20 protein-coding genes are annotated in these 19,799 nt (G+C 69.8%); 7 read left to right on the top strand and 13 right to left on the bottom strand.

Annotated features, from left to right (window positions below):
• Window positions 1-2 precede the first annotated feature (2 nt).
• The 3 genes from EDF69_RS04640 (at window position 3) to EDF69_RS04630 (ending at window position 2,524) form a co-directional block, all read left to right on the top strand.
• Window positions 3-1,007 (top strand): bile acid:sodium symporter family protein, encoded by a 1,005-nt coding sequence (locus EDF69_RS04640; RefSeq protein WP_132882377.1) that lies wholly within the window; start codon window positions 3-5, stop codon window positions 1,005-1,007.
• 55 nt (window positions 1,008-1,062) lie between these two features.
• On the top strand, window positions 1,063-1,977 hold the full coding sequence (locus EDF69_RS04635) for a TraB/GumN family protein (protein WP_132882376.1): 915 nt from the start codon (window positions 1,063-1,065) through the stop codon (window positions 1,975-1,977).
• A 64-nt stretch (window positions 1,978-2,041) separates the two neighbouring features.
• Window positions 2,042-2,524, top strand: a complete 483-nt coding sequence (locus EDF69_RS04630) for a DUF1440 domain-containing protein (protein ID WP_132882375.1) — start codon at window positions 2,042-2,044, stop codon at window positions 2,522-2,524.
• Between the two features lie 118 nt (window positions 2,525-2,642).
• On the opposite strand, the gene EDF69_RS04625 is transcribed toward EDF69_RS04630, so the two are convergent.
• From EDF69_RS04625 to EDF69_RS04610, 4 genes are all read right to left on the bottom strand, one after another.
• Window positions 2,643-3,398 carry a 3'-5' exonuclease gene (locus EDF69_RS04625; protein WP_125961747.1) on the bottom strand — a complete coding sequence of 252 codons (756 nt, stop codon included), beginning with the start codon at window positions 3,396-3,398 and terminating at the stop codon, window positions 2,643-2,645.
• Window positions 3,399-3,509: 111 nt separating this feature from the next.
• Window positions 3,510-4,892: a phosphoglucomutase/phosphomannomutase PgmG gene (gene pgmG / locus EDF69_RS04620; RefSeq protein WP_132882374.1), complete on the bottom strand. Its 1,383-nt coding sequence runs from the start codon at window positions 4,890-4,892 to the stop codon at window positions 3,510-3,512.
• Window positions 4,893-4,944: 52 nt separating this feature from the next.
• The gene (locus tag EDF69_RS04615; RefSeq protein WP_125961749.1) at window positions 4,945-5,199 is read right to left on the bottom strand and encodes a J domain-containing protein; all 255 of its coding nucleotides are present in this window, start codon (window positions 5,197-5,199) and stop codon (window positions 4,945-4,947) included.
• Window positions 5,199-6,038 carry a division plane positioning ATPase MipZ gene (locus EDF69_RS04610; RefSeq protein WP_125961750.1) on the bottom strand — a complete coding sequence of 280 codons (840 nt, stop codon included), beginning with the start codon at window positions 6,036-6,038 and terminating at the stop codon, window positions 5,199-5,201. The genes EDF69_RS04615 and EDF69_RS04610 overlap by 1 nt, the downstream gene beginning before the upstream one ends.
• Window positions 6,039-6,106: 68 nt before the next feature.
• On the opposite strand from EDF69_RS04610, the gene panC reads away from it, so the two are divergent.
• Both panC and EDF69_RS04600 read left to right on the top strand, forming a co-directional pair.
• Complete coding sequence (gene panC, locus EDF69_RS04605) at window positions 6,107-6,946, top strand: pantoate--beta-alanine ligase (RefSeq protein WP_132882373.1); 840 nt, start codon at window positions 6,107-6,109, stop codon at window positions 6,944-6,946.
• 60 nt (window positions 6,947-7,006) lie between these two features.
• Entirely contained in the window at window positions 7,007-7,711 is a 705-nt protein-coding gene (locus tag EDF69_RS04600; RefSeq protein WP_204991314.1) for a hypothetical protein, read from the top strand.
• Window positions 7,712-7,753: 42 nt separating this feature from the next.
• Here EDF69_RS04600 and dprA read toward each other — a convergent pair whose 3' ends face one another.
• Window positions 7,754-8,845 (bottom strand): DNA-processing protein DprA, encoded by a 1,092-nt coding sequence (gene dprA, locus EDF69_RS04595; RefSeq protein WP_132882372.1) that lies wholly within the window; start codon window positions 8,843-8,845, stop codon window positions 7,754-7,756.
• A complete protein-coding gene (plsY, locus tag EDF69_RS04590; protein ID WP_132882371.1) occupies window positions 8,838-9,407 on the bottom strand; it encodes a glycerol-3-phosphate 1-O-acyltransferase PlsY in 570 nt (189 codons plus the stop codon). The genes dprA and plsY overlap by 8 nt, the downstream gene beginning before the upstream one ends.
• Before the next feature lie 146 nt (window positions 9,408-9,553).
• Between plsY and murI the strand changes: the two genes are divergently transcribed.
• Both murI and hemA read left to right on the top strand, forming a co-directional pair.
• Window positions 9,554-10,351 (top strand): glutamate racemase, encoded by a 798-nt coding sequence (murI, locus tag EDF69_RS04585; RefSeq protein WP_132882370.1) that lies wholly within the window; start codon window positions 9,554-9,556, stop codon window positions 10,349-10,351.
• A gap of 73 nt (window positions 10,352-10,424) precedes the next feature.
• The gene (gene hemA, locus EDF69_RS04580; RefSeq protein WP_132882369.1) at window positions 10,425-11,666 is read left to right on the top strand and encodes a 5-aminolevulinate synthase; all 1,242 of its coding nucleotides are present in this window, start codon (window positions 10,425-10,427) and stop codon (window positions 11,664-11,666) included.
• A 216-nt stretch (window positions 11,667-11,882) separates the two neighbouring features.
• On the opposite strand, the gene EDF69_RS04575 is transcribed toward hemA, so the two are convergent.
• From EDF69_RS04575 to EDF69_RS04545, 7 genes are all read right to left on the bottom strand, one after another.
• On the bottom strand, window positions 11,883-12,821 hold the full coding sequence (locus tag EDF69_RS04575; RefSeq protein ID WP_132882368.1) for a bifunctional riboflavin kinase/FAD synthetase: 939 nt from the start codon (window positions 12,819-12,821) through the stop codon (window positions 11,883-11,885).
• Window positions 12,822-12,951: 130 nt separating this feature from the next.
• Window positions 12,952-13,419 carry a dihydrofolate reductase gene (locus EDF69_RS04570; protein ID WP_132882367.1) on the bottom strand — a complete coding sequence of 156 codons (468 nt, stop codon included), beginning with the start codon at window positions 13,417-13,419 and terminating at the stop codon, window positions 12,952-12,954.
• Entirely contained in the window at window positions 13,416-14,210 is a 795-nt protein-coding gene (locus EDF69_RS04565; RefSeq protein WP_132882485.1) for a thymidylate synthase, read from the bottom strand. Before EDF69_RS04565 ends, EDF69_RS04570 begins: the two co-directional genes overlap by 4 nt.
• A gap of 32 nt (window positions 14,211-14,242) precedes the next feature.
• Entirely contained in the window at window positions 14,243-15,004 is a 762-nt protein-coding gene (locus tag EDF69_RS04560) for a class I SAM-dependent methyltransferase (protein ID WP_132882484.1), read from the bottom strand.
• A gap of 23 nt (window positions 15,005-15,027) precedes the next feature.
• Window positions 15,028-16,155 (bottom strand): peptide chain release factor 2, encoded by a 1,128-nt coding sequence (gene prfB, locus EDF69_RS04555; protein ID WP_125961761.1) that lies wholly within the window; start codon window positions 16,153-16,155, stop codon window positions 15,028-15,030.
• A 122-nt stretch (window positions 16,156-16,277) separates the two neighbouring features.
• Window positions 16,278-18,788 (bottom strand): penicillin-binding protein 1A, encoded by a 2,511-nt coding sequence (locus EDF69_RS04550; RefSeq protein ID WP_132882366.1) that lies wholly within the window; start codon window positions 18,786-18,788, stop codon window positions 16,278-16,280.
• Between the two features lie 81 nt (window positions 18,789-18,869).
• The gene (locus EDF69_RS04545) at window positions 18,870-19,757 is read right to left on the bottom strand and encodes an N-acetylmuramoyl-L-alanine amidase family protein (RefSeq protein WP_132882365.1); all 888 of its coding nucleotides are present in this window, start codon (window positions 19,755-19,757) and stop codon (window positions 18,870-18,872) included.
• Window positions 19,758-19,799 lie beyond the last annotated feature (42 nt).

Genomic DNA, 19,799 nt, shown 5'->3' with positions numbered 1-19,799 from the left:
GCATGACGTCCTTGCCCCGCCCGCCGCTCTTCCGCCGACTCACCGCCAGCATCGACGGCTACAGCATGCTGCTGATCGCGACGGTGGTGGTGGCGACGCTGCTTCCCTGCCGCGGCCGCGTGGCGGAGGGCTTTGCCCTGCTGACGCAGGCGGCGATCGCGCTGCTCTTCTTCCTCCACGGCGCCAAGCTGTCGCGCGCCGCGATCGTCGCCGGCCTCACCGCCTGGCGGCTGCACCTGGTCGTGTTCGCCGCCACCTTCCTGATGTTCCCGCTGCTGGGGCTGGGCGTCGAGTGGAGCTCGTCCTGGTTCCTCTCCCCGGCACTCGCGCAAGGGTTGCTGTTCCTCACGCTCCTGCCCTCCACGGTCCAGTCCTCGATCGCCTTCACCGCCATAGCCCGCGGCAACGTCCCGGCGGCGGTGTGCAGCGCATCCCTCTCCAACATCGCCGGCATCTTCATCACGCCCGTGCTCGTCGCGCTGCTGATGGGCGTATCCGCGAGCGGCGGCGACTCGCTTGCCGCCATCGAGGAGATCGCGCTCCAGCTGCTGCTCCCCTTCATCGTCGGCCATCTCGCCCGCCCGCTCGTCGGCGGCTTCATCGAACGGCACAAGCCGCTGGTCTCCACGGTCGACCGCGGCTCGATCCTGCTCGTCGTCTACACTGCCTTCAGCGCCGCGGTGATCGAGGGGCTCTGGCACCGCGTCCCCGCCTGGCAGCTGGTGCTGGTCACGATCGTCTGCTGCCTGCTGCTCGCGGTGGTGCTGTTCGCCACCCGTACGCTGGCGCGCCGCCTCGGTTTCTCGCGCGCGGACGAGATCGCGATTGTCTTCTGCGGTTCGAAGAAGAGCCTCGCCTCGGGCGTGCCCATGGCGGGCGTGCTGTTCCCGGCAGCCCAGGTCGGCGCGCTGATACTGCCGCTGATGATCTTCCACCAGCTCCAGCTGCTCGCCTGCGCCGTCATCGCCCGGCGCTATGCCGAGGCGGATCTTCCCGCCGATGCTTGACACAGCCCGCCCGCTCGGGCGCAACGCACGGCTGCTGCCAAAGGATGAGAACCGGATGATCAAGACCCTGCTGCGTGCCGCCGGCCTGTTCGCCTTTGCCGCCTGGACGACACCGCTCGCCGCGCATCAGGCGGCCGCACCCGCCGCCCAGGCGCAGACCGTCGATGCCGATCCCGCGCTCTGGGTGGTGAAGGACGCGGACACCACCGTCTATCTCTTCGGCACCATCCATCTGCTGAAACCCGGCCTCAGCTGGTTCGACGAGGCGGTGAAGACCGCCTTCGACCGCAGCGACGAGCTGGTGCAGGAGGTCGTGCTCCCCGATCCGCAGACGGTGCAAAAGGCGTTGATCGCCACCGCCATCAACCCCACCGGTCCCGGCCTCGAAGAGCGGCTGCCCGCCGACACCCGCAAGGCCTATCTGGCAGCGCTCGCCGATGTCGGCGTGCCGGCGGCGAGCTTCGACCGCTTCGATCCGTGGTTTGCGGCCACCAACCTGACGGTGCTCAAGCTGGTGAAGGCCGGCTATGATCCCAACAGCGGCGCCGAACAGGCGCTCACCGCCGCCGCCAAACAGGCGGGCAAGCGCGTCACGGGCCTGGAAACCCTCGAACAACAGTTCGGCTATTTCGACAGCCTGTCCGAAAAGTCCCAGATCGCCTTCCTCACCGACACCATCAAGCAGTTGCCCGATGCCGAGAAGGAAGTCGGCAAGATGGTGGCCCAGTGGTCGGCGGGCGATCCGGATGCGCTGGCCGAGACGATGAACGAGGGGCTCGATGCGACCCCGGAAGTCGCCAAGATCCTGCTGCTGGACCGCAACGTCCGCTGGGCCAACTGGATCGCGGATCGCATGGCAAAGCCCGGCACCGTCTTCGTCGCGGTCGGCGCCGGCCATCTCGCGGGCAAGGACAGCGTCCAGGCGCAACTCGCCGCCCACCGCCTGAAGGCCGAACGCGTCCCCTATTGATCCGGCCAGGGAGCGGTTCGCGCGGACGCTCGTTGTCGCCACAGCCTCCAGCAAAGGACGCCGCATGGCCGACACCGCTCCCCGCCCCTTCCTCGGCCTCGTTGCCGGCATCGCCGCCGGGGTCGTCGCCTCCGCCGCCATGGCCGGCTTCCAGGCCGCCGCTGCCCGCCTCATGCCCTCTGACAGCGACGAGGATCCCGCGACGGTGAAGGCCGCCGACCGCGTCAGCCGGGCTGCCACCGGCCACCCGGTCGCCGAGCCGAACCGCGCCGCCGCCGGGCAGGCGGTCCATTATCTGGTCGGCGCCGCCCTGGGCGGCATCTACGGCGTGCTCGCGGAATATCAGCCCGCCACCCGCCGCGGTTTCGGCGGCGCCTATGGCCTCGTCACCTCGCTGCTGGTCGACGAAGCCGCCGTCCCGGCCGCGGGCCTGGCGCCCGGCCCCTGGCAGGCGTCGCTCGCCAGCCACGGCTACGGCCTCGCCTCGCACCTGGTCTACGGCATGGCACTGGAAGGCACCCGCACCCTGATCGCCGGCCGCCGCTGAGCGCCGGGCGGCACACCCGCCCCCAACCCTTCATCGTACCCCGGCGAAGGCCGGGGCCCAGTTGGGGAACCTAGCGGCTCTAACGATCCAGCCGCCAAGCCTTCTTGCCTTGCGTACTCTACAGCAGCAACCAGTCCTCGCGCGTACGGCCGACCGCGCCGCCGTTCTGCCGCCGCGCCAGCTCCTGCTCCGCGGTGTACCGCACGTCCTCGTCCCGGTCCGACAGGAAGCCGTCGAGCGAATCGTCGTCGATCTCCGTCCACTCGCGCCCCCGGTCCGGACCATAGCGCACGCGCGGCAGCAGCCCGGGCAGGTTCGACCATTCGATCAGCTGCGCGATGCTCGCCTCGTTCAGCATGTCGCGCAGGTGGAATGCGGTCACATAGGCGTCCGGGAAGGCGCGATGCGCCGGCAGGCCGCGCTCATGCTCGATGCCGTGCGGCCGCCGCCAATAGCGCAGCATCTGGTTGGAAAAGCCCGGCGAGTCCGGCCACAGCCGCAGCGCGCATTTCCAGGTGCAGATCCAGTCGGCGCCATGGGTCAGGGGCGCCGTGCAGAACTTCTGCTCGAAATCCGCCCGGTGCGCCGCCAGCGCGATCCGCCGCGGATAGGGGTCCAGCACCCGCCGCGCGACGTCGTGCCAATAGGGCGCGTCGGCGACCTGCTCGTCGAGGATATGGTGGATGGCCTGGGTGACCGGCGGGATCATCCGGCCCGGATTGACGAGTTGCGATCCGCCCTCGCCCACCAGTTCCCAGCGCCCGTCCTCGCCCAGCGCCACATCCTGCCAGCCGATCTCGCACACCCCATGCGCGGGGGGTGCGTTGCCGGTGGTTTCGAGGTCGATGACGCGAACGATCTGGGGGGAAGCCATGGCCCCGAAATGGGGCAGGCGGGCGCGAATTGCCAGCCCGCGCGTTTCAGACCGGTTGCCGCTTGCCGCGGCAGGCGGCGGGCCAGGCACCCTCGCCCGGCCCGCGCCCGATCAGTGCGCCGCCTGCGGCCCGCGCTGCAGCCCGCTCAGCGCCAGCTGCTCGTCGATCTGCGCCATCAGCCGGTCCAGCCCTTCCTGGCTCTTGGCCTCGGCGCGCGCCACCAGCACGTCCTGGGTGTTGGACGCGCGCAGCAGCCACCAGCCGTCCGGCGTGTTGACGCGCGCGCCGTCGGTGCGGTTGACGTCCGCGCCGGCCGCTTCCAGCCGCTCCAGGATCTCGTCGACCACCGCGAACTTGCGGCTCTCGTCCACCTGGAAACGCATTTCCGGGGTGTTGATCATCTCGGGCATCGCAGACCGGATCTCGGTCATCGACTTGCCGATCATGTGCACCGCGCGGATCAGCCGCACCGCCGCATAGGGGGCGTCGTCGAACCCGTAATAGTCGTGCGCGAAGAAGATGTGGCCCGACATCTCGCCGGCGAGCGGCGAGTTGGTTTCCTTCATCTTGGTCTTGATGAGGCTGTGGCCCGTCTTCCACATCAGCGGCTCGCCGCCCAGCTCGGCGATGCGGTCGTACAGCGCCTGGCTCGCCTTCACGTCGGCGATGATCGTCGCGCCCGGCAGTTCCTTCAGCACCGGCTCGGCCAGGATCGACAGCAGCTGGTCGCCCCAGATCACCCGGCCGGTGCCGTCGATTGCGCCGATGCGATCGCCGTCGCCGTCAAAGGCGATGCCGAAGTCGAGGTTCTTGTCCGCCACCAGCTGCTTGAGCGCCGCCAGGTTCTTTTCCTCGGTGGGGTCGGGATGGTGGTTGGGGAAGCGCCCGTCGATGTCGGTGAACAGCAGGTGGTGCTCGCCCGGCAGCAGCTCGGTGAGCTTCTCGATCACCCGGCCTGCCGAACCGTTGCCGGCGTCCCAGCCGATCCGGTACGCGCCGCCGGCATAGCCTGCCATCAGGCGCCCGACATAGGCGTCCTCGATGTCATAGTCGCTGACGGTGCCTTCGCCCTCTTCCCAGTCGCCCTCGGCGCCCATGCGGCCCAGCTTCTGGATGTCCTCGCCGAAGAACGGCTTGTGCTGCAGCACCATCTTGAAGCCGTTGTAGTCGGCCGGGTTGTGGCTGCCGGTGATCATGATGCCGCCGTCGACCTCCAGCGTCGCCTCGGCGTAATAGAGCATCGGCGTCGGCCCCAGGCCGACCCGCACCACGTCGACACCGCTCTGCGTCAGGCCCTGGACCAGCGCCGCCTCGAGCTCGAGCGAGGACACGCGGCCGTCGCGGCCCACCGCCACGCGGGTGCCGCCGGCGCGGCGCACGATCGTGCCGAAGCCGCGGCCGATCGCGGTCGCGTCCGCCGTGCCCAGGGTTTTGCCGACCACCCCGCGGATGTCATATTCGCGCAGCGAGGTGGGGTCGAAGACGTGGCTCATGGCTTTCTCCCTGGAATTCGGTGGCGTCAGATCGCGCGACGCCGCGGAAAGTTCAATGTCGCAACCGGCCGAGCAGCACGTCGCGGGCTGCATTCACCCGACGGGTGAGGTCGGCTGAGCCGCCGCGGTCGGGATGGACGGCGCCCACCAGCCGCCGATGGGCGGCGCGGATCGTCGCCTCGTCCGCATCTGGGCCGACGCCCAGCACCTGCCGCGCCTCGGCCTCGCCCGTCAGCACAGGCTTGCGCGGGCGCAGGTACAGCCACAGCCCCACCAGCACCGCCGCGACCAGAAGGACCTTCAGCATCAGGCTGCGGCAGAAGGCACGACCGGGTCCGGCAGCGCCAGCCCGGCCATCATCTCGCGCAGTTCCTGGCGCGCGGCGACGTGGCTCAGCCCCATCGCGCCGAACTCGCGGCTGTCGAGCATGGTCAGACCCTTGGGGAACAGCTCGCGATAGATCACGCGCTCCGACAGCCCCGGGATCACCCGGAAGCCGACGCGCTTGGACAGCTGCTCGATCGCCTCGGACACGCGCCGCATGTTGCGCGCCTCGATGTGCTGCAGGCGGTTGCGCAGCACCACCCAGTCGATCGTCGACCCGTCGGCGCGGGCGCGATGCTTGCGCGTTTCCCAGATCAGCTCCGAATAGAAGCTCGGCCGCGTGACCTTGAACGTTTCCGGATGCACCTGGCCGATCAGGTCGAAGTCGACGAAGCTGTCGTTCATCGGCGTGACCAGCGTGTCGGCGTTGGTGACGGCCATGCGCGCGAACGGATCGTCGCGGCCCGGCGTGTCGATCACCAGATAGTCGGCCTCTTCCGACAGACGCTCCAGCGTGTCGGTGAAGAAGTCCATGCTCTCGCCGTCGTGCGTCGCATGGATCGGCATCGGCAGGGTGCCGCCTTGCCGCCGCGCCGTCTCCGCGCGATTGTCCAGATAACGACCCAGCGTGCGCTGGCGATGGTCCAGGTCGAACGCCGCCACCCGCGCCCCCTTGGCGGCAAGTGCGATCGCGACGTGAACCGCGGTCGTCGACTTGCCCGTGCCGCCCTTCTCGTTGGCGAACACGATGACGTGCAATCCGTTTGAGGCCGTGCTCAAGGTGCCTGCTGTCCCCTGTTGGTACCCTGGTGCTGGTGCCATGGTGTTGATCCCGTGGCGGCACCCCCATAGAAGGCCGCCTTCTCATTCTTACCGGAGGCATTGGGGCCGTGCAAACCATCCGTCAGCTCGACGCGCTTCGCGACGCGCTGGCTTCTTACCGCGCCGCAGGGGACAGCGTCGCCCTCGTTCCCACCATGGGCGCGCTGCATGCCGGCCACATGGCCCTGGTCGATGCCGCGCGCCGCCGCGCCAACCGCGTGGTGGTGTCGATCTTCGTCAATCCCAAGCAGTTCGGCCCCAATGAGGATCTCGCCCGCTATCCCCGGCGCGAGATGCAGGATGCCCGCATGCTGACGGAAGCAGGCGCCGACGTCCTGTGGATGCCGTCGGTCGAGGAAATCTATCCCGAGGGCTTCGCCACCACCGTCTCGGTGTCGGGCGTCAGCGACATCCTTGAGGGCGCGCATCGTGCCGGCCACTTCGACGGCGTCGCCACCGTCGTCGCCAAGCTCTTCGGCCAGGTCCGCCCCGACGTCGCCCTGTTCGGCGAAAAGGATTTCCAGCAGCTCGCGGTGATCCGCCGCATGGCGACCGATCTCGACCTGGGCATCGAGGTGGTGGGCGTGCCGACCCAGCGCGACGACGACGGCCTCGCCCTGTCGTCCCGCAACCTCTACCTCGATCCCGACGAGCGCCAGCGTGCCGTCGCCCTCCCCCGCGCGCTCGGCATCGCCGCGCGCACGCTTGAAAAGGGCGGGGCTGCCGACGAGGCGCTCTCCCAGGCCCGCGACATGCTCGCCCAGGCCGGGTTCGAGACCGACTATATCGCGCTGGTCGATGCGGAGACCTTGGGCGATCCTGTTCCCGGCCAGCCGATGCGGCTGCTCGCCGCCGCACGGATCGGCAACACCCGCCTGATCGACAACGTCGCGGTCCTGCCTGCCTGACCGGCACCAGCCTCCCGCCCGGGCGTTCCCCACCCCAGGGATCGCCGCGGGAGGCAGGATATGCGGAATCTGGATTTCACCGACTGGCACAGCGTGCTCACGACGCTGGTCGGGCTCGCGCTCTTCACCCTGATCGGCGTCGGCACCCGGCTGGTGATGATGATGACCATCCAGCAGCGCCGGGAGCGCATGAACCGGCAGATCAACGAGCGGCTCCGCACGTTGATCGCCGCCTACAAGACGCTCGGCGGCTCGTTCACCGGGGACCTGACCGTCGACCCCACCCACCTGCGCGACCTGCGCCGCCGCAGCGATGCCGGCGCCGCTACCGAACCGATGGCGGCGCTCGACCTCACGGCAGAGCGCGCCGCCGGCTCCGAGCGCACCCGCCGCATCCGCGACGCCGTCGAAGCGGCGCTTTCCGACATCATCCTGCTCGGAACCGAGCAGCACGTCCGTCTGGCCCGGCAGGCGGTGGAGGAACTCGTCGCCGGCCGCCCGGTCCACACCCATGCGCTGGTGGTGGCGTTGCGCGACTTCATCCGGGAGGCGCTGGGCCTCGATCCGATCCCCGCCGACCTCGCCATGCCGCTCCAGGGCCCCAGCCGTCCGGCCAGTTCCGGGGCGCGCGGAAAGGAAGGCGAGCGCGGCGGCAGCGGTGGTGGTGGTGGTGGCGGCGGCGGCGGCATGGGAGGAGGCATGGGCGGCATGGGCATGGGCGGCGGCACCGCCCTTGAGGACGACGCCCCCCGTCCTCGCTCCTGATGTGACACTCCCGCGCCCGGCGACGGCGTCGCTGACCTTGCCTCAGCCCGCCAGGCTCGCCCGCCCGCCCGCATGCCGCTCCAGCCGCCCGGCAAGCTCCAGCTCCAGCAGCACGATCTGCACCACGGCTGCGGGAAGCGCGGATTGGCGGACCAGCTCGTCCACCGGCACCGGCACGGGGCTGAGCAAGTCCGTCACCCGCCGCCGCTCTGCCTCGCCGGCATCCTCGGCGACCGGCTCGGCCGCATACCGGCTGCTCGGTGAGCGGACGCTGCGTGGATCGATCGGGCGCAGCATCTCCGCCACGTCGGCTGCCGACTGGATCAGCGTCGCCCCTTCCCGGATCAGCAGGTTGCAGCCCTGCGCCCGCGGGTCTAGCGGGCTGCCGGGCACCGCCATCACCTCGCGCCCTGCTTCCGCCGCGAGTCGTGCGGTGATCAGCGATCCGGACTTCGGCGCCGCCTCCACCACCACCGTCCCCTGCGACAGGCCAGCGATGATCCGGTTGCGATACGGAAAGTGCCGCGCGCGCGGCTCCGTTCCCGGCGGCTGCTCCGCCACCAGCAGGCCCCGCTCCGCCACCGACTCCTGCAGCGCGGCATTCTCCGGCGGAAACGCGATGTCGATCCCGCTCGCGATCACCCCCACCGTCCCGCCGGCAAGCGATCCCGCATGCGCCGCGGTATCGATCCCGCGCGCCAGGCCGGAGACGACGGTGATTCCCTCGCCTGCCAGCGCCTCGGCCAGCTGGCGTGCGAATCGGCAGGCGGCAGCCGACGCATTGCGCGCGCCGACCATCGCCACGCACGGCCGTGCAACCAGCTCCAGCCTCCCGCGCAGGATCAGCGCAGGCGGCGCATTCTCGATCTCCGCCAGCAGCGGCGGATAGTCGGCATCGTCCAGGAACAGATAGCGCGCGGCCAGCCGCTCGGTCCGCGCGATCTCCCGCATCACCGCGTCCTCGGACGCGATCACCGGCGCGCGCCCGCCGCCGCGCGCGGCCAGGTGCGGCAGGGCCTCCAAGGCGGCGGTCGCGCTGCCGAAGCGCGCAACCAGCTGGCGATAGGTGATGGGGCCGACGTTCGCGGAACGGATCAGCCGGAGCCGATCGATCCGCGGGTCGGCGTCAGCCACCCTTGCGGCTGCCGACGCGGGGTTCGGTGCCGTCGAGCAACCGGCCCAGATTCTCGCGATGCTTCCACAGCGCCACCGCGGCCATTCCCAGCAGCAGCAGGACCAGGTCGAACTGCCCGAACCAGGCGGCGCTCACCGGTGCGGAGATGCAGGCGGTCATGCCCGCCACCGAGGAGATGCGCAGCAGCGCGAGCAGCCCCAACCACACGACCGCGAACACCAGCGCGCTCGGCCAATGGAGCGCGAGCACCACGCCCAGCATCGTCGCGACGCCCTTGCCACCGCGGAACCGCAGCCAGACGGGATAGCAATGGCCCAGAAACGCCGTCGCCGCGGCGAACGGGCCATGGCCGGGGAACAGCCATTCGGCCAACACCACTGCGAGCGCGCCCTTGGCGGCGTCGAGCAGCAGCGTCGCCGCCGCCAGCCCCTTGCGCCCGGTGCGCAGCACGTTGGTCGCGCCGATGTTGCCCGATCCGATCGCCCGCAGGTCGCCCGCGCCGAACCACCGCGCGAGCAGCAGCCCGAACGGGATCGCGCCCAGCAGATAGCCGAGCAACATTGCGCAAAGCGCCGGCGCCGATGAGAAGTCGGTTGGCAAGACTGATTTCGTACCCCTGTTGCCCCGACGCTAGGCGTTTCGGTATCGGGGCGCAACAACCTCGATCAAAGCGGGAACGTCTCTCCGCGCGCAAGGATCTGCCCCGCATGCCCGACTCCCGCCCGATCCTGTTCTTCGACTCCGGCGTCGGCGGTCTGTCGGTGCTCGCCCCCACCCAGCGGCTGCTGCCACAGGCGCCGATCGTCTACGCAGCCGACTCGGCAGGCTACCCCTATGGCACCCGCAGCGAGGCGGAGATCGCCGCACGCGTCCCGGCACTGCTGGGGCGGCTGGCGGAGCGCTTTCATCCCCGGCTGATCGTGATCGCCTGCAACACCGCCTCCACCATCGCGCTGCCGGCGGTGCGCGCCGCGCTCGACCTGCCCGTGGTCGGCACCGTTCCCGCCATCAAGCCCGCGGCCGAGTTGAGCCGCACGCGCGTCATCGGCGTGCTCGGGACCGAGGCGACGGTGCGCCAACCCTATGTCGACGACCTGGCCACCCGATTCGCCGCCGATTGCCGCGTCCTGCGCCACGGCTCCGCCGCGTTGGTCGCCCTCGCCGAGGCACGCCTGCGCGGCGAGGAGGCGGAGGACGACGCCTATCGCGTCGTGCTCGCAGGGCTGCTCGATCAGCCCGACGGCGACCGCATCGACGTGGTCGTCAACGCCTGCACCCATTTCCCGCTGGTCGCGGACCGGCTGGAGGCCGCCGCCGGGCGCCCGGTGCAGTTCGTCGATGGCGGCGAGGGCATCGCCCGTCGCGTCGCGCATCTCCTCGATGGCGCCGACTGGCCCGACGCTCCGGGCGAAGGCACGGCGGTGTTCACCGGCGCCGATCCGGGGATCGAGTTGCTCCGGCCTGCCCTCGCCCGCTTCGGCTTGACCCAGATCAAACTGCTGTAATCGAACGCGACGCTCGCTCTAAACGAGGCTTTGAGAGTAGAAAAACAAGGGTCCTGTCGTTATGCAGACCGGCATGTCCAGCGACGAAACCGTTCGCGCGGTCGATTACAGCCGCGTCTTCAACCAGGCGATCGACAGGCTCCATGCCGAGGGGCGCTACCGCGTCTTCATCGACATTTTGCGCAACAAGGGCATGTTCCCCAACGCGCGCTGCTTCGCCGGGCATAACGGGCCCAAGCCGATCACGGTCTGGTGCTCCAACGACTATCTGGCGATGGGGCAGCACCCCAAGGTGATCGCCGCCATGGAAGAGGCGCTGCACGACGTCGGCGCCGGCTCCGGCGGCACCCGCAACATCGGTGGCAACACCCATTATCACATCGACCTCGAAAGCGAGCTGGCCGACCTGCACGGCAAGGAAGGCGCGCTGCTGTTCACCAGCGGCTATGTCTCGAACGAGGCGACGCTGGCGACGCTGGCCAAGGTGCTGCCGGGCTGCATCATCTTTTCGGACGAGCTCAACCACGCCTCGATGATCGCGGGCATCCGCAACTCGGGCTGCGAGAAGCGAGTCTTCCGCCACAACGACCTGGAGCACCTTGAGGAGCTGCTGGCCGAGTCGGATCCGCAGGCGCCCAAGCTGATCGCGTTCGAAAGCGTCTATTCGATGGACGCCGACATCGCCCCGATCGCCGAGATCTGCGACCTCGCCGACAAGTACAACGCCCTGACCTATCTCGACGAGGTCCATGCCGTCGGCATGTACGGTGCACGCGGCGGCGGCATTTCGGAGCGTGACGGCGTCGCCGACCGCCTCAACATCATCGAGGGCACGCTCGGCAAGGCGTTCGGCGTGATGGGCGGCTATATCGCGGCCGATCGCACGATCATCGACGTGATCCGCAGCTATGCGCCCGGCTTCATCTTCACGACCTCGCTGTCGCCGGTGCTGGTCGCCGGCGCCCTCGCCAGCGTCCGCCACCTGAAGGCCTCCTCGGCCGAGCGCGAGGGGCAGCAGGTCGCTGCCGCCAAGCTCAAGGCGATGTTCCGCGACGCCGGCCTGCCGGTGATGGATTCGACCACCCACATCGTGCCGCTGATGGTCGGCGATCCGGTCAAGGCCAAGCGCGTCAGCGACATCCTGCTCGCCGAGTACGGCGTCTATGTTCAGCCGATCAACTTCCCGACCGTGCCCCGCGGCACCGAGCGCCTCCGCTTCACCCCCGGCCCCGCCCATGACGAGTCGATGATGCGCGAACTCACCGACGCGCTGGTCGAAATCTGGGGTCGCCTGGAAATGCGCCGCGCCGCCTAAGGGCGTCATCACCGCGCTCGTACCCCGGCGAAGGCCGGGGCCCAGTTGGGAGCGCTACGAGAGGGCGCGCTCCGCTTCGGAATCACCGATACTGGCCAGCTGCCTTCGCGGGATCTTTGTGCCCCGGTCGTGCTCCTGCGCAGGCAGGAGCCCAGGGCAGCAAAGCGCAACGGCGGATACCTCTAGGCTCCTGCCTCCGCAGGAGCACGGTGCGCGCTATGGGCGCGCCGTCCCCGCAAGCACCGCCCGCGCGTCCTCGCAATCGCGCGCGATCTGCGCCTTCAGCGCATCCAGCCCGTCGAACCGCCACTCCGGCCGCAGATACTCGATCAGGTCGACCTCGATCCGCTGCCCATACAGGTCCCCGGAGAAGTCGAAGAAGTGCGGCTCGAGCAGCTCCAGCGGCGGCTCGATCATCGGCCGGATTCCCAGGTTTGCGACCCCGTCGAGCACGCGCCCGTCCGCCAGCCGCCCGCGCACCGCATAGATGCCATAGGCGGGGCGCAGATAGCTGCCGAGCGTCAGGTTGGCGGTCGGGAAGCCCAGTTCCCGCCCCAGGCGCGCGCCCGGCTCCACCACGCCCTGGATCGCGAACGGCCGGGTCAGCAGCGCTGCGGCCTCCGCCGGCTTGCCCGCTTCCAACAGCGCGCGAATGCGGCTGGACGAGACCGGCTCGCCCCCGTCCTCGACCGGTGCCACCGTGTCGACGGAGAAGCCCTGCACCGCGCCCAGCGCCGCCAGCACCGCGACATCGCCGTCACGCCCCTTGCCAAAGGTGAAGTCGGCGCCCGTAACCACCCCGCCGATCCCCGCCAGCCCGCGCAGCCGCTCTTCGACGAACGCCGCGGCCGACAGGCTCGCGAGCGCGGCATCGAACCGGAACACCAGCATCGCATCGGCGCCGGCTTCGGCGAACAGCCGCTCGCGCTGGTCGAGCGTCGTTAGGCGGAACGGCGCGGCATCGGGCCGGAAGTGGCGAATCGGGTGCGGGTCGAAGGTGGCGACGATCGCCGGCCGGCCCTCGGCATGCGCGCGCGTCACCGCCCGGCGCACCACCGCCTGGTGCCCGAGGTGGAAACCATCGAAATTGCCAAGCGCGACGATCCCGCCGCGCAACCCTGCGGGGACCGCCGAGCTGCCGTCCAGCCGCTCCATGCCCCGCGCTATAGGGAAAGCCGACGCGCAGGCAAACCATGTGCGCGTCAACGGCGGCCGCGCTCCAACTCTACCGTGCTCCTGCGCAGGCAGGAACCCAGGGCACCGGGTGCTACCGTTCGCGGCCTTGCTACCGCACCAGTGTTACGAAGCTGCAACCCGGCCGCTCGCCCTCGGCCGGAAATTCTTCCCGCGCCACTTCCCGCCAGCCCTCGAACGTCGGCACCACCGCATCCCCCTCGGGTGCGGCATGGACCTCGGTCAGCTCGATCCTGTCCGCCTGCGGCAGGAACAGCGCGAACACCTCGGCCCCGCCGATCACCGCCACCTCGCCATCGCCGGCCAGCGCCAGCGCCGCCTCCGGATCATGCGCCACCTCGGCACCCGGTGCATTCCAGCTGGGGTCGCGCGTCAGCACGATGTGCCGCCGCCCCGGCAGCGGGCTCGGGAAGCTCTCGAACGTCTTCCTGCCCATCACCATCGGCTTGCCCATGGTGCCCGCCTTGAACCGCTTGAGGTCGGCCGGCAGGTGCCAGGGCAGCTGCCCGTCGCGTCCGATCACGCCATTGTCGGCCCGCGCCAGGTGGAAGACGATCATACCGCCACCGGCGCCTTGATATGCGGTTGCGCGTGGTAGTCGTGGAGCACGAAATCCTCCAGTTCATAGCCGTCGATGCCGTCCGGCCGGCGCAGGATCTTCAGCCGCGGCAGCGCGGTGGCCGTGCGCGACAGCTGCTCGCGCGCCTGGTCCAGGTGGTTGAGGTAGAGGTGGCAGTCCCCGCCCGTCCACACGAACTCGCCGACCTCCAGCCCGCACTGGTCCGCCAGGATATGGGTCAGCAGCGCATAGCTCGCGATGTTGAACGGCACGCCCAGGAAAATGTCGGCCGAGCGCTGGTAGAGCTGCAGCGACAGCTTGCCGTTCGCGACATGGCACTGGAACAGGCAGTGGCACGGCGCCAGCGCCATCGCCGGCAGGTCGCCCGGGTTCCAGGCGGAGACCACCATCCGCCGGGACGCCGGATTGCTTTTCAGCGTGGCGATCAGCTCGGCGATCTGGTCCAGGTGACGCCCATCGGCCGTCTCCCAGTCGCGCCACTGCTTGCCATAGACGGGGCCGAGGTCGCCCGATTCGTCGGTCCACTCGTCCCAAATGCTCACCTTGCGCTCCTGCAGCCAGCGGACGTTGGTGTCGCCGCGTAGGAACCACAGCAGCTCGACGATGATCGAGCGCAGGTGCAGCTTCTTGGTGGTGAGCACCGGAAAGCCCGCCGAAAGGTCGAAGCGCATCTGGTGGCCGAAGACCGAACGGGTGCCGACGCCGGTGCGGTCCATCGTCTCCACGCCCGTGTCGAGCGCGCGCTGCATCAGGTCGAGATATTGCTGCATGCCGCCGGCGTAGCGGCTGCGCGTGCGGAAGCCTAGCCTGCCTTGGGCGCCGGCGGGTTCAGCCGGCACGGGCGGATCGCGCTGGGCTCCGGCCGCGGCCCCACCGCCTGGAAGGTCGCCAGATAGCCGCCCGCGGACGGCATCGGCCGCATCGACACCTGGCGATAGCCGACCGCCTCGAACTCGCAGCGCAGCAGCGCCGGCGGCGTGCCGTGGTTCTGCGTTGCACGGTTGGCATCCACCACCACGACCAGCCCATCCGGGCGCAGCGACGGGCGCAGGTGCCACAGGAACGCATAGGGCTCGGCGATCTCATGGTACATGTGCACCATCAGCACCCGGTCGAAGCTCGCCTCGGGCAGCCGCGGGTCGTCGGCCTTGCCCAGCCGCACGCTGACATTGTCGAGCCGCTCGCGCGCCACGCGTTGGGCCAGCGCGTCGCGTACCTCCGGCACGATGTCCTCGGCCAGCACCCGGCCGTCCGGGCCGACGCGCTGGGTCAGGCGGATCGTGTAATAGCCCTCGCCCGCGCCGATGTCGGCGACCGTCATCCCCTTGGCGATGCCGGCGCCGTCCATCACTTCCTCGGCCTCGTTCAGCCGGTCGCGCGCTTCCTCGGTCGACCAGCGCGCCGACACGATGGTCGCCACCGGCCGGTCGGCCGCCGGGAAGTCGGAGGCCTTCGCCTCGGACTTGCGCTCGGGCAGCTTGGGCTCGGTCGCATCGCAGGCGCCGAGCAGCAGGGCGCACGCCACCGCCGCCGCCCCGGCCCATGCCGCGCGTCCCCCATCCAGCCCAGGCAGGACCCGCCCCACGATCAGTCGACGTCCTCCACCTCGACCGTCTCGCCGGTCACGCGCTGCGACAGCGCCGCTGCCATGAACGGGTCGAGCGCACCGTCGAGCACGTCGCCCGGCGCAGTCGAGGTCACGCCCGTGCGCAGGTCCTTCACCAGCTGGTACGGCTGGAGGACATAGGAGCGGATCTGGTGGCCCCAGCCGATGTCCGTCTTGGTGGCGTTCTGCGCGTTCGCCACCGCCTCGCGCTCGGCGAGTTCCCGCTCGTACAGGCGCGCGCGCAGCTGGTTGTACGCCTCGGCCTTGTTCTTGTGCTGTGAACGCTGATTCTGGCACTGCACGACGATACCGGTCGGCAGGTGGGTGATGCGCACGGCCGAATCGGTCGTGTTGATGTGCTGACCGCCCGCGCCCGACGCGCGATACGTGTCGATGCGCAGCTCGCTCTCATTGATCTCGATGTCGATGTTGTCGTCGATCACCGGATAGACCCACACGCTCGAAAAGCTGGTGTGGCGCCGTGCCGCGCTGTCGTACGGACTGATGCGCACCAACCGGTGCACGCCGCTCTCGGTCTTGGCATAGCCATAGGCGTTCTCGCCCTTCACCAGCAGCGTCGCCGACTTGATGCCCGCCTGCTCGCCGGCGTGATAGTCGATCAGCTCGACCTTCATGCCGCGCCGCTCGGCCCAGCGCGTGTACATGCGCTGCAGCATGCCCGCCCAGTCCTGGCTTTCGGTACCGCCGGCGCCCGAGTTGATCTCGATATAGGTGTCGTTGGCGTCGGCCTCGCCCGACAGCAGCGCCTTTACCTTGTCCTGCTCGGCGCGTTCCGCCAGCTGGGCCAGGCTCTGCGTGCCCTCGTCCGCCATCTCGGCGTCGCCCTCGGCATCCGCCATCTCGATCAGCTCGACCGTGTCGGACAGCTCCGCCTCGATCGCACGGGTCGCGGTGATCGCCTCGTCCAGCCGCCGCCGCTCGCGCATCACTTCCTGCGCGGCCTTGGGGTCGTTCCACAGGCTCTGGTCCTCGACGCGCGCGTTCAGCTCGTCCAGGCGGCGCAGCGCGCGGTCCCAGTCGAGGAAGCGGCGCAACAGCGCCAGCGCGTCGTTGATCTTGTCGACATGGGCTTGCGCTTCGGCGCGCATCGAAATTCTCTCCACCTTCGAAGATCCCGGATGAACCCGGGAATCTCGGGCCGCAAGGGCGGCGCTTCAATGTATCGTCAGAAAAGGAACTGCCGGCTCGGGCAGGATGGTCGTCCCCGCCCCTAGTAAATGCCGCCCTCCCTTTGCAAGAAATCGCCGTCCTGCGGGGCCGTCTGCGCGCGCGGTGCGGCCTTCTGGACCGGTGCCGCATCTTCGCCCTCGCGCGAACGGCGCGCGCGGCGGCGCGGCTCGCTCTCCGGCTTGAACGCTTCCCAGATCACCGACGCCTTGGGATCGGTCGTCGGCCAGGCGCCATAGACCGGCTTGCCGCTCCCCCGGTCGACGCGCACCATGCGGATGCCGGCGGGCGCGGTGAACGGCAGCTTCTCCATCCCCTCGAACGCCTTGACCGCAAACGCCTTGAAGATCGGCGCCGCCAGCGTCCCGCCCTGCGCATAGCCGCCCAGGTTCCGGGGCGTGTCATAGCCGATGTAGAGCCCGCCGATCATCTGCGGCGTGCCGCCCACGAACCACACGTCGGTCGGCCCGTTGTTGGTGCCGGTCTTGCCCATCATCGGCCGGTCGAGGTCGCGCAGCGTGACGGCGGTGCCGCGCTGGACGACGCCCTCGGTGATATGGACCATCTGGTAGGCGGTGAGCGGATCGAGCAGCTGGCGCGACCGGATCACCGGCCGCGGCATCGCCTTGCCGTCCCAATCGCGTGCGTTGCACCGGTCGCACGCGCGCCAGTCCTGCGGCCAGATCACCTTGCCATGGCGGTCCTGCACGAAGTCGATGACGCTCGGCTTCAGCGCGCGGCCATGGTTCACCAGGATCGAATAGGCGTTGACCATCCGCGCGACCGTCGTCTCGCCCGCGCCCAGCGCATAGGAGAGGTAGGACGGATAGCGCCCCTCGCTCACGCCCAGCCGCTGGATCAGGTCGGTGACGTTCTTCATGCCCGTCGCCGCCGCCGCGCGCACCGTCATCAGGTTGCGGGACTGCTCGATGCCCCAGCGCATGGTGTGCGGCCCGGCATAGGAGCCGGAGAAGTTGCGGAAGCACTTGGTGCCCAGCCGTCCGCCCTGGTCCACGCAATAGGGTGCGTCGGTGATGATGGTCGCCGGAGTCATCCCCTTTTCCAGCGCGGCCGAATAGACGATCGGCTTGATGGTCGATCCCGGCTGGCGCTTGGCCTGGGTGGCGCGGTTGAACGCCTGCAGCCGCGAATCGAACCCGCCCTGCATCGCCAGGATGCGCCCGGTCCGCGGCTCCTCGACCACCATGCCGCCCGAAATACGGGGCACGGAGCGGAGCGCGAAATGGCCGCCCTCGGGCGCCACCGCGATAATGTCACCGGCCTTGAGCGCGCCAAAGGCAGCGCCGCCCTTGCCTCGCACCGGCATCTGTGCGGCCGAGCGCGGCAGCGTGCCCGTGCTGCCGTCGGCAAAGCCGATCACCGCCGAACCGCTGTCGCGCGACACCACGATGCCGGCGCGCCAGTCGCTATAGTCCAGCCCGATGTTGGTGTTGAGCAGCGCCTGCTGCCAGCGGTCGCCGTCGATCTCGACCTGCCGTACCGGCCCGGACCAGCCGCGACCCGACTCGTAGCGGATCAGCCCGCGCCGCAGCGCGTCCTGGGCAAAGCCCTGCAGCCGCGGGTCGAGCGAGGTGCGCACCCACAGGCCGCCCGCATAGACGCTGTGCGGCCCGTCCTTGTCGTTCTCGCCGAAGCGGCCGAGCAGCTGGCGGCGCACTTCCTCGATGAAATAGCCGCCGACGCGTTCGAACCGCGGCGTCTGGCGGGGCGTGGTGCCGAGCGGCTGGGCGACTGCACCGTCATGCTGCCCCTGGGTGATGAAGCCGTTGCGGAGCATCTCGCCCAGCACCCAGTTGCGCCGGGCGATCGCGCGATCGTACCCGCGCTCGGGCGTGTAGTTGGACGGACCCTTCGGCAGGATCGCCAGATACGCCATCTGCGCCAGCGACAGCTGCTCCAGGTCCTTGTCGAAATAGGCGTGGCTCGCCGCCTCGACGCCGAACGCGTTCCGGCCGAGCGCGATCTGGTTGAGGTAGAGCTCCAGGATCTGCTGCTTGGTCAGCACGTCTTCGATGCGATAGGCGAGAAACGCCTCCTTCGCCTTGCGGACGTAGCTCACCTCGTTGCTCAGCAGCAGGTTCTTGGCCACCTGCTGGGTGATGGTCGAGGCGCCGATCGGGCGGCCGTCGTTGCGCAGGTTGGTCAGCATCGCGCTGGCGATGCCGGGATAGTCGACGCCGTGATGCTCGAAGAAGGTGCGGTCCTCCGCGGCCAGGAATGCCTTCACCAGCAGCGGCGGATATTCGGGATAGGACAGCTCGACCCGACGCTCTCGGGCATAGCTGTGGATCGGCGTTCCCTCGATCCCGCGCACGTTGGTGGGCAGCGGCGGCTCGTAGCTGCGCAGCGCCTCCACCGACGGCAGGGTGCGGATCAGGAAGAACCAGATCACCACCATCGCCAGCCCCGCCAGCAGCGCGGCCCAGGCGAGCAGGCGGAACCACCAGCGGCGCCGGATGCGGCGGAAACGGGCGCGCCGACCCTCGGGCGCGGGTTCTGGGCGGGCGGTCGCGGGATCGAAAGCGGCACTCATCGGCCGCGCGATGTAGCAGGTTTGGACCGCCGTGCCAGCAGCTTGGCCGCGGGGCGACGGTCGACCCGTCCCACCCGGGCGTCAGCGCGCGGCGAGCCGGCGCGCGAAATGCACCTCCACCGCACGGCGCACGCTCTCGGCAAGGGCGCGCCTGCCCGAGTCCGAATTCAGCCGCTTGGCGTCGTCTTCGTTGGAGATGTATCCCGTCTCGAACAGGATCGACGGCATGTCCGGTGCCTTCAGCACCATCAGCGATGCCATGCGATGGTAGTTGGGCTTCAGCGGCACCAGCGGCTTCGCCTCACGGCCGAGAAGACGGGCGAACCCGGCCGAGGCGTTCATGGTCTCGCGCTGGGTGAGATCGATCAGGATCGACGAAATGTCGGCCGAGGCATCCGCCAGGTCGACGCCCGCGAGAATGTCCGCCTTGTTCTCGCGCGCCGCCAGGCGTGCCGCCTCGCGATCGGACGCGACTTCGGACAGCGTGTAGATCGACGCCCCCGATGCGCCCTGGTTCTCCGCACTGTCGCAATGCACCGAAATGAACAGGTCCGCGCCCAACCGGCGGGCGATGCCGAATCGCTCCTGCAGGATCAGGAACTCGTCGCGGTCGCGGGTCAGCGCCACGCGCACCCGGCCGGAGGCCAGCAGCCGGTCGCGCATTTCGCGCGCGAGCTTGAGCGTCAGGTCCTTTTCGCGCAGGCCCCCGTCCCAGGACGCCAGCGCGCCGGGATCATGCCCGCCATGGCCCGCATCGATCACCACCAGCGGCCGCCCCGCCACGCCCTCGATGCGCGGCAGGCGCCCGGCCTTGCGGGCGGCGGGCACGGTCATCCGCGCCCGGGCCGCATCGCCTCCCGGCGGCGGCGCTGCGGTCGCGGCCAGTGGCGACGCCAGCATCGCCAGCGCGGCGGCGCAGAGCCCAGCGGTGCGAAGGGTGGGTCCGAACCCGGCCCAGCGTGAAATCATAAGCCTACTCGTTGTCCGCGTGCAGTCTTGCCGGGGGCGCAC

This window comes from Sphingomonas sp. JUb134, assembly GCF_004341505.2.
In the GTDB taxonomy this organism is placed as follows: Bacteria; Pseudomonadota; Alphaproteobacteria; order Sphingomonadales; family Sphingomonadaceae; genus Sphingomonas.
Note: the sequence above shows the minus strand (reverse complement) of the source record. Positions and strands in the feature narration are given on the sequence as shown.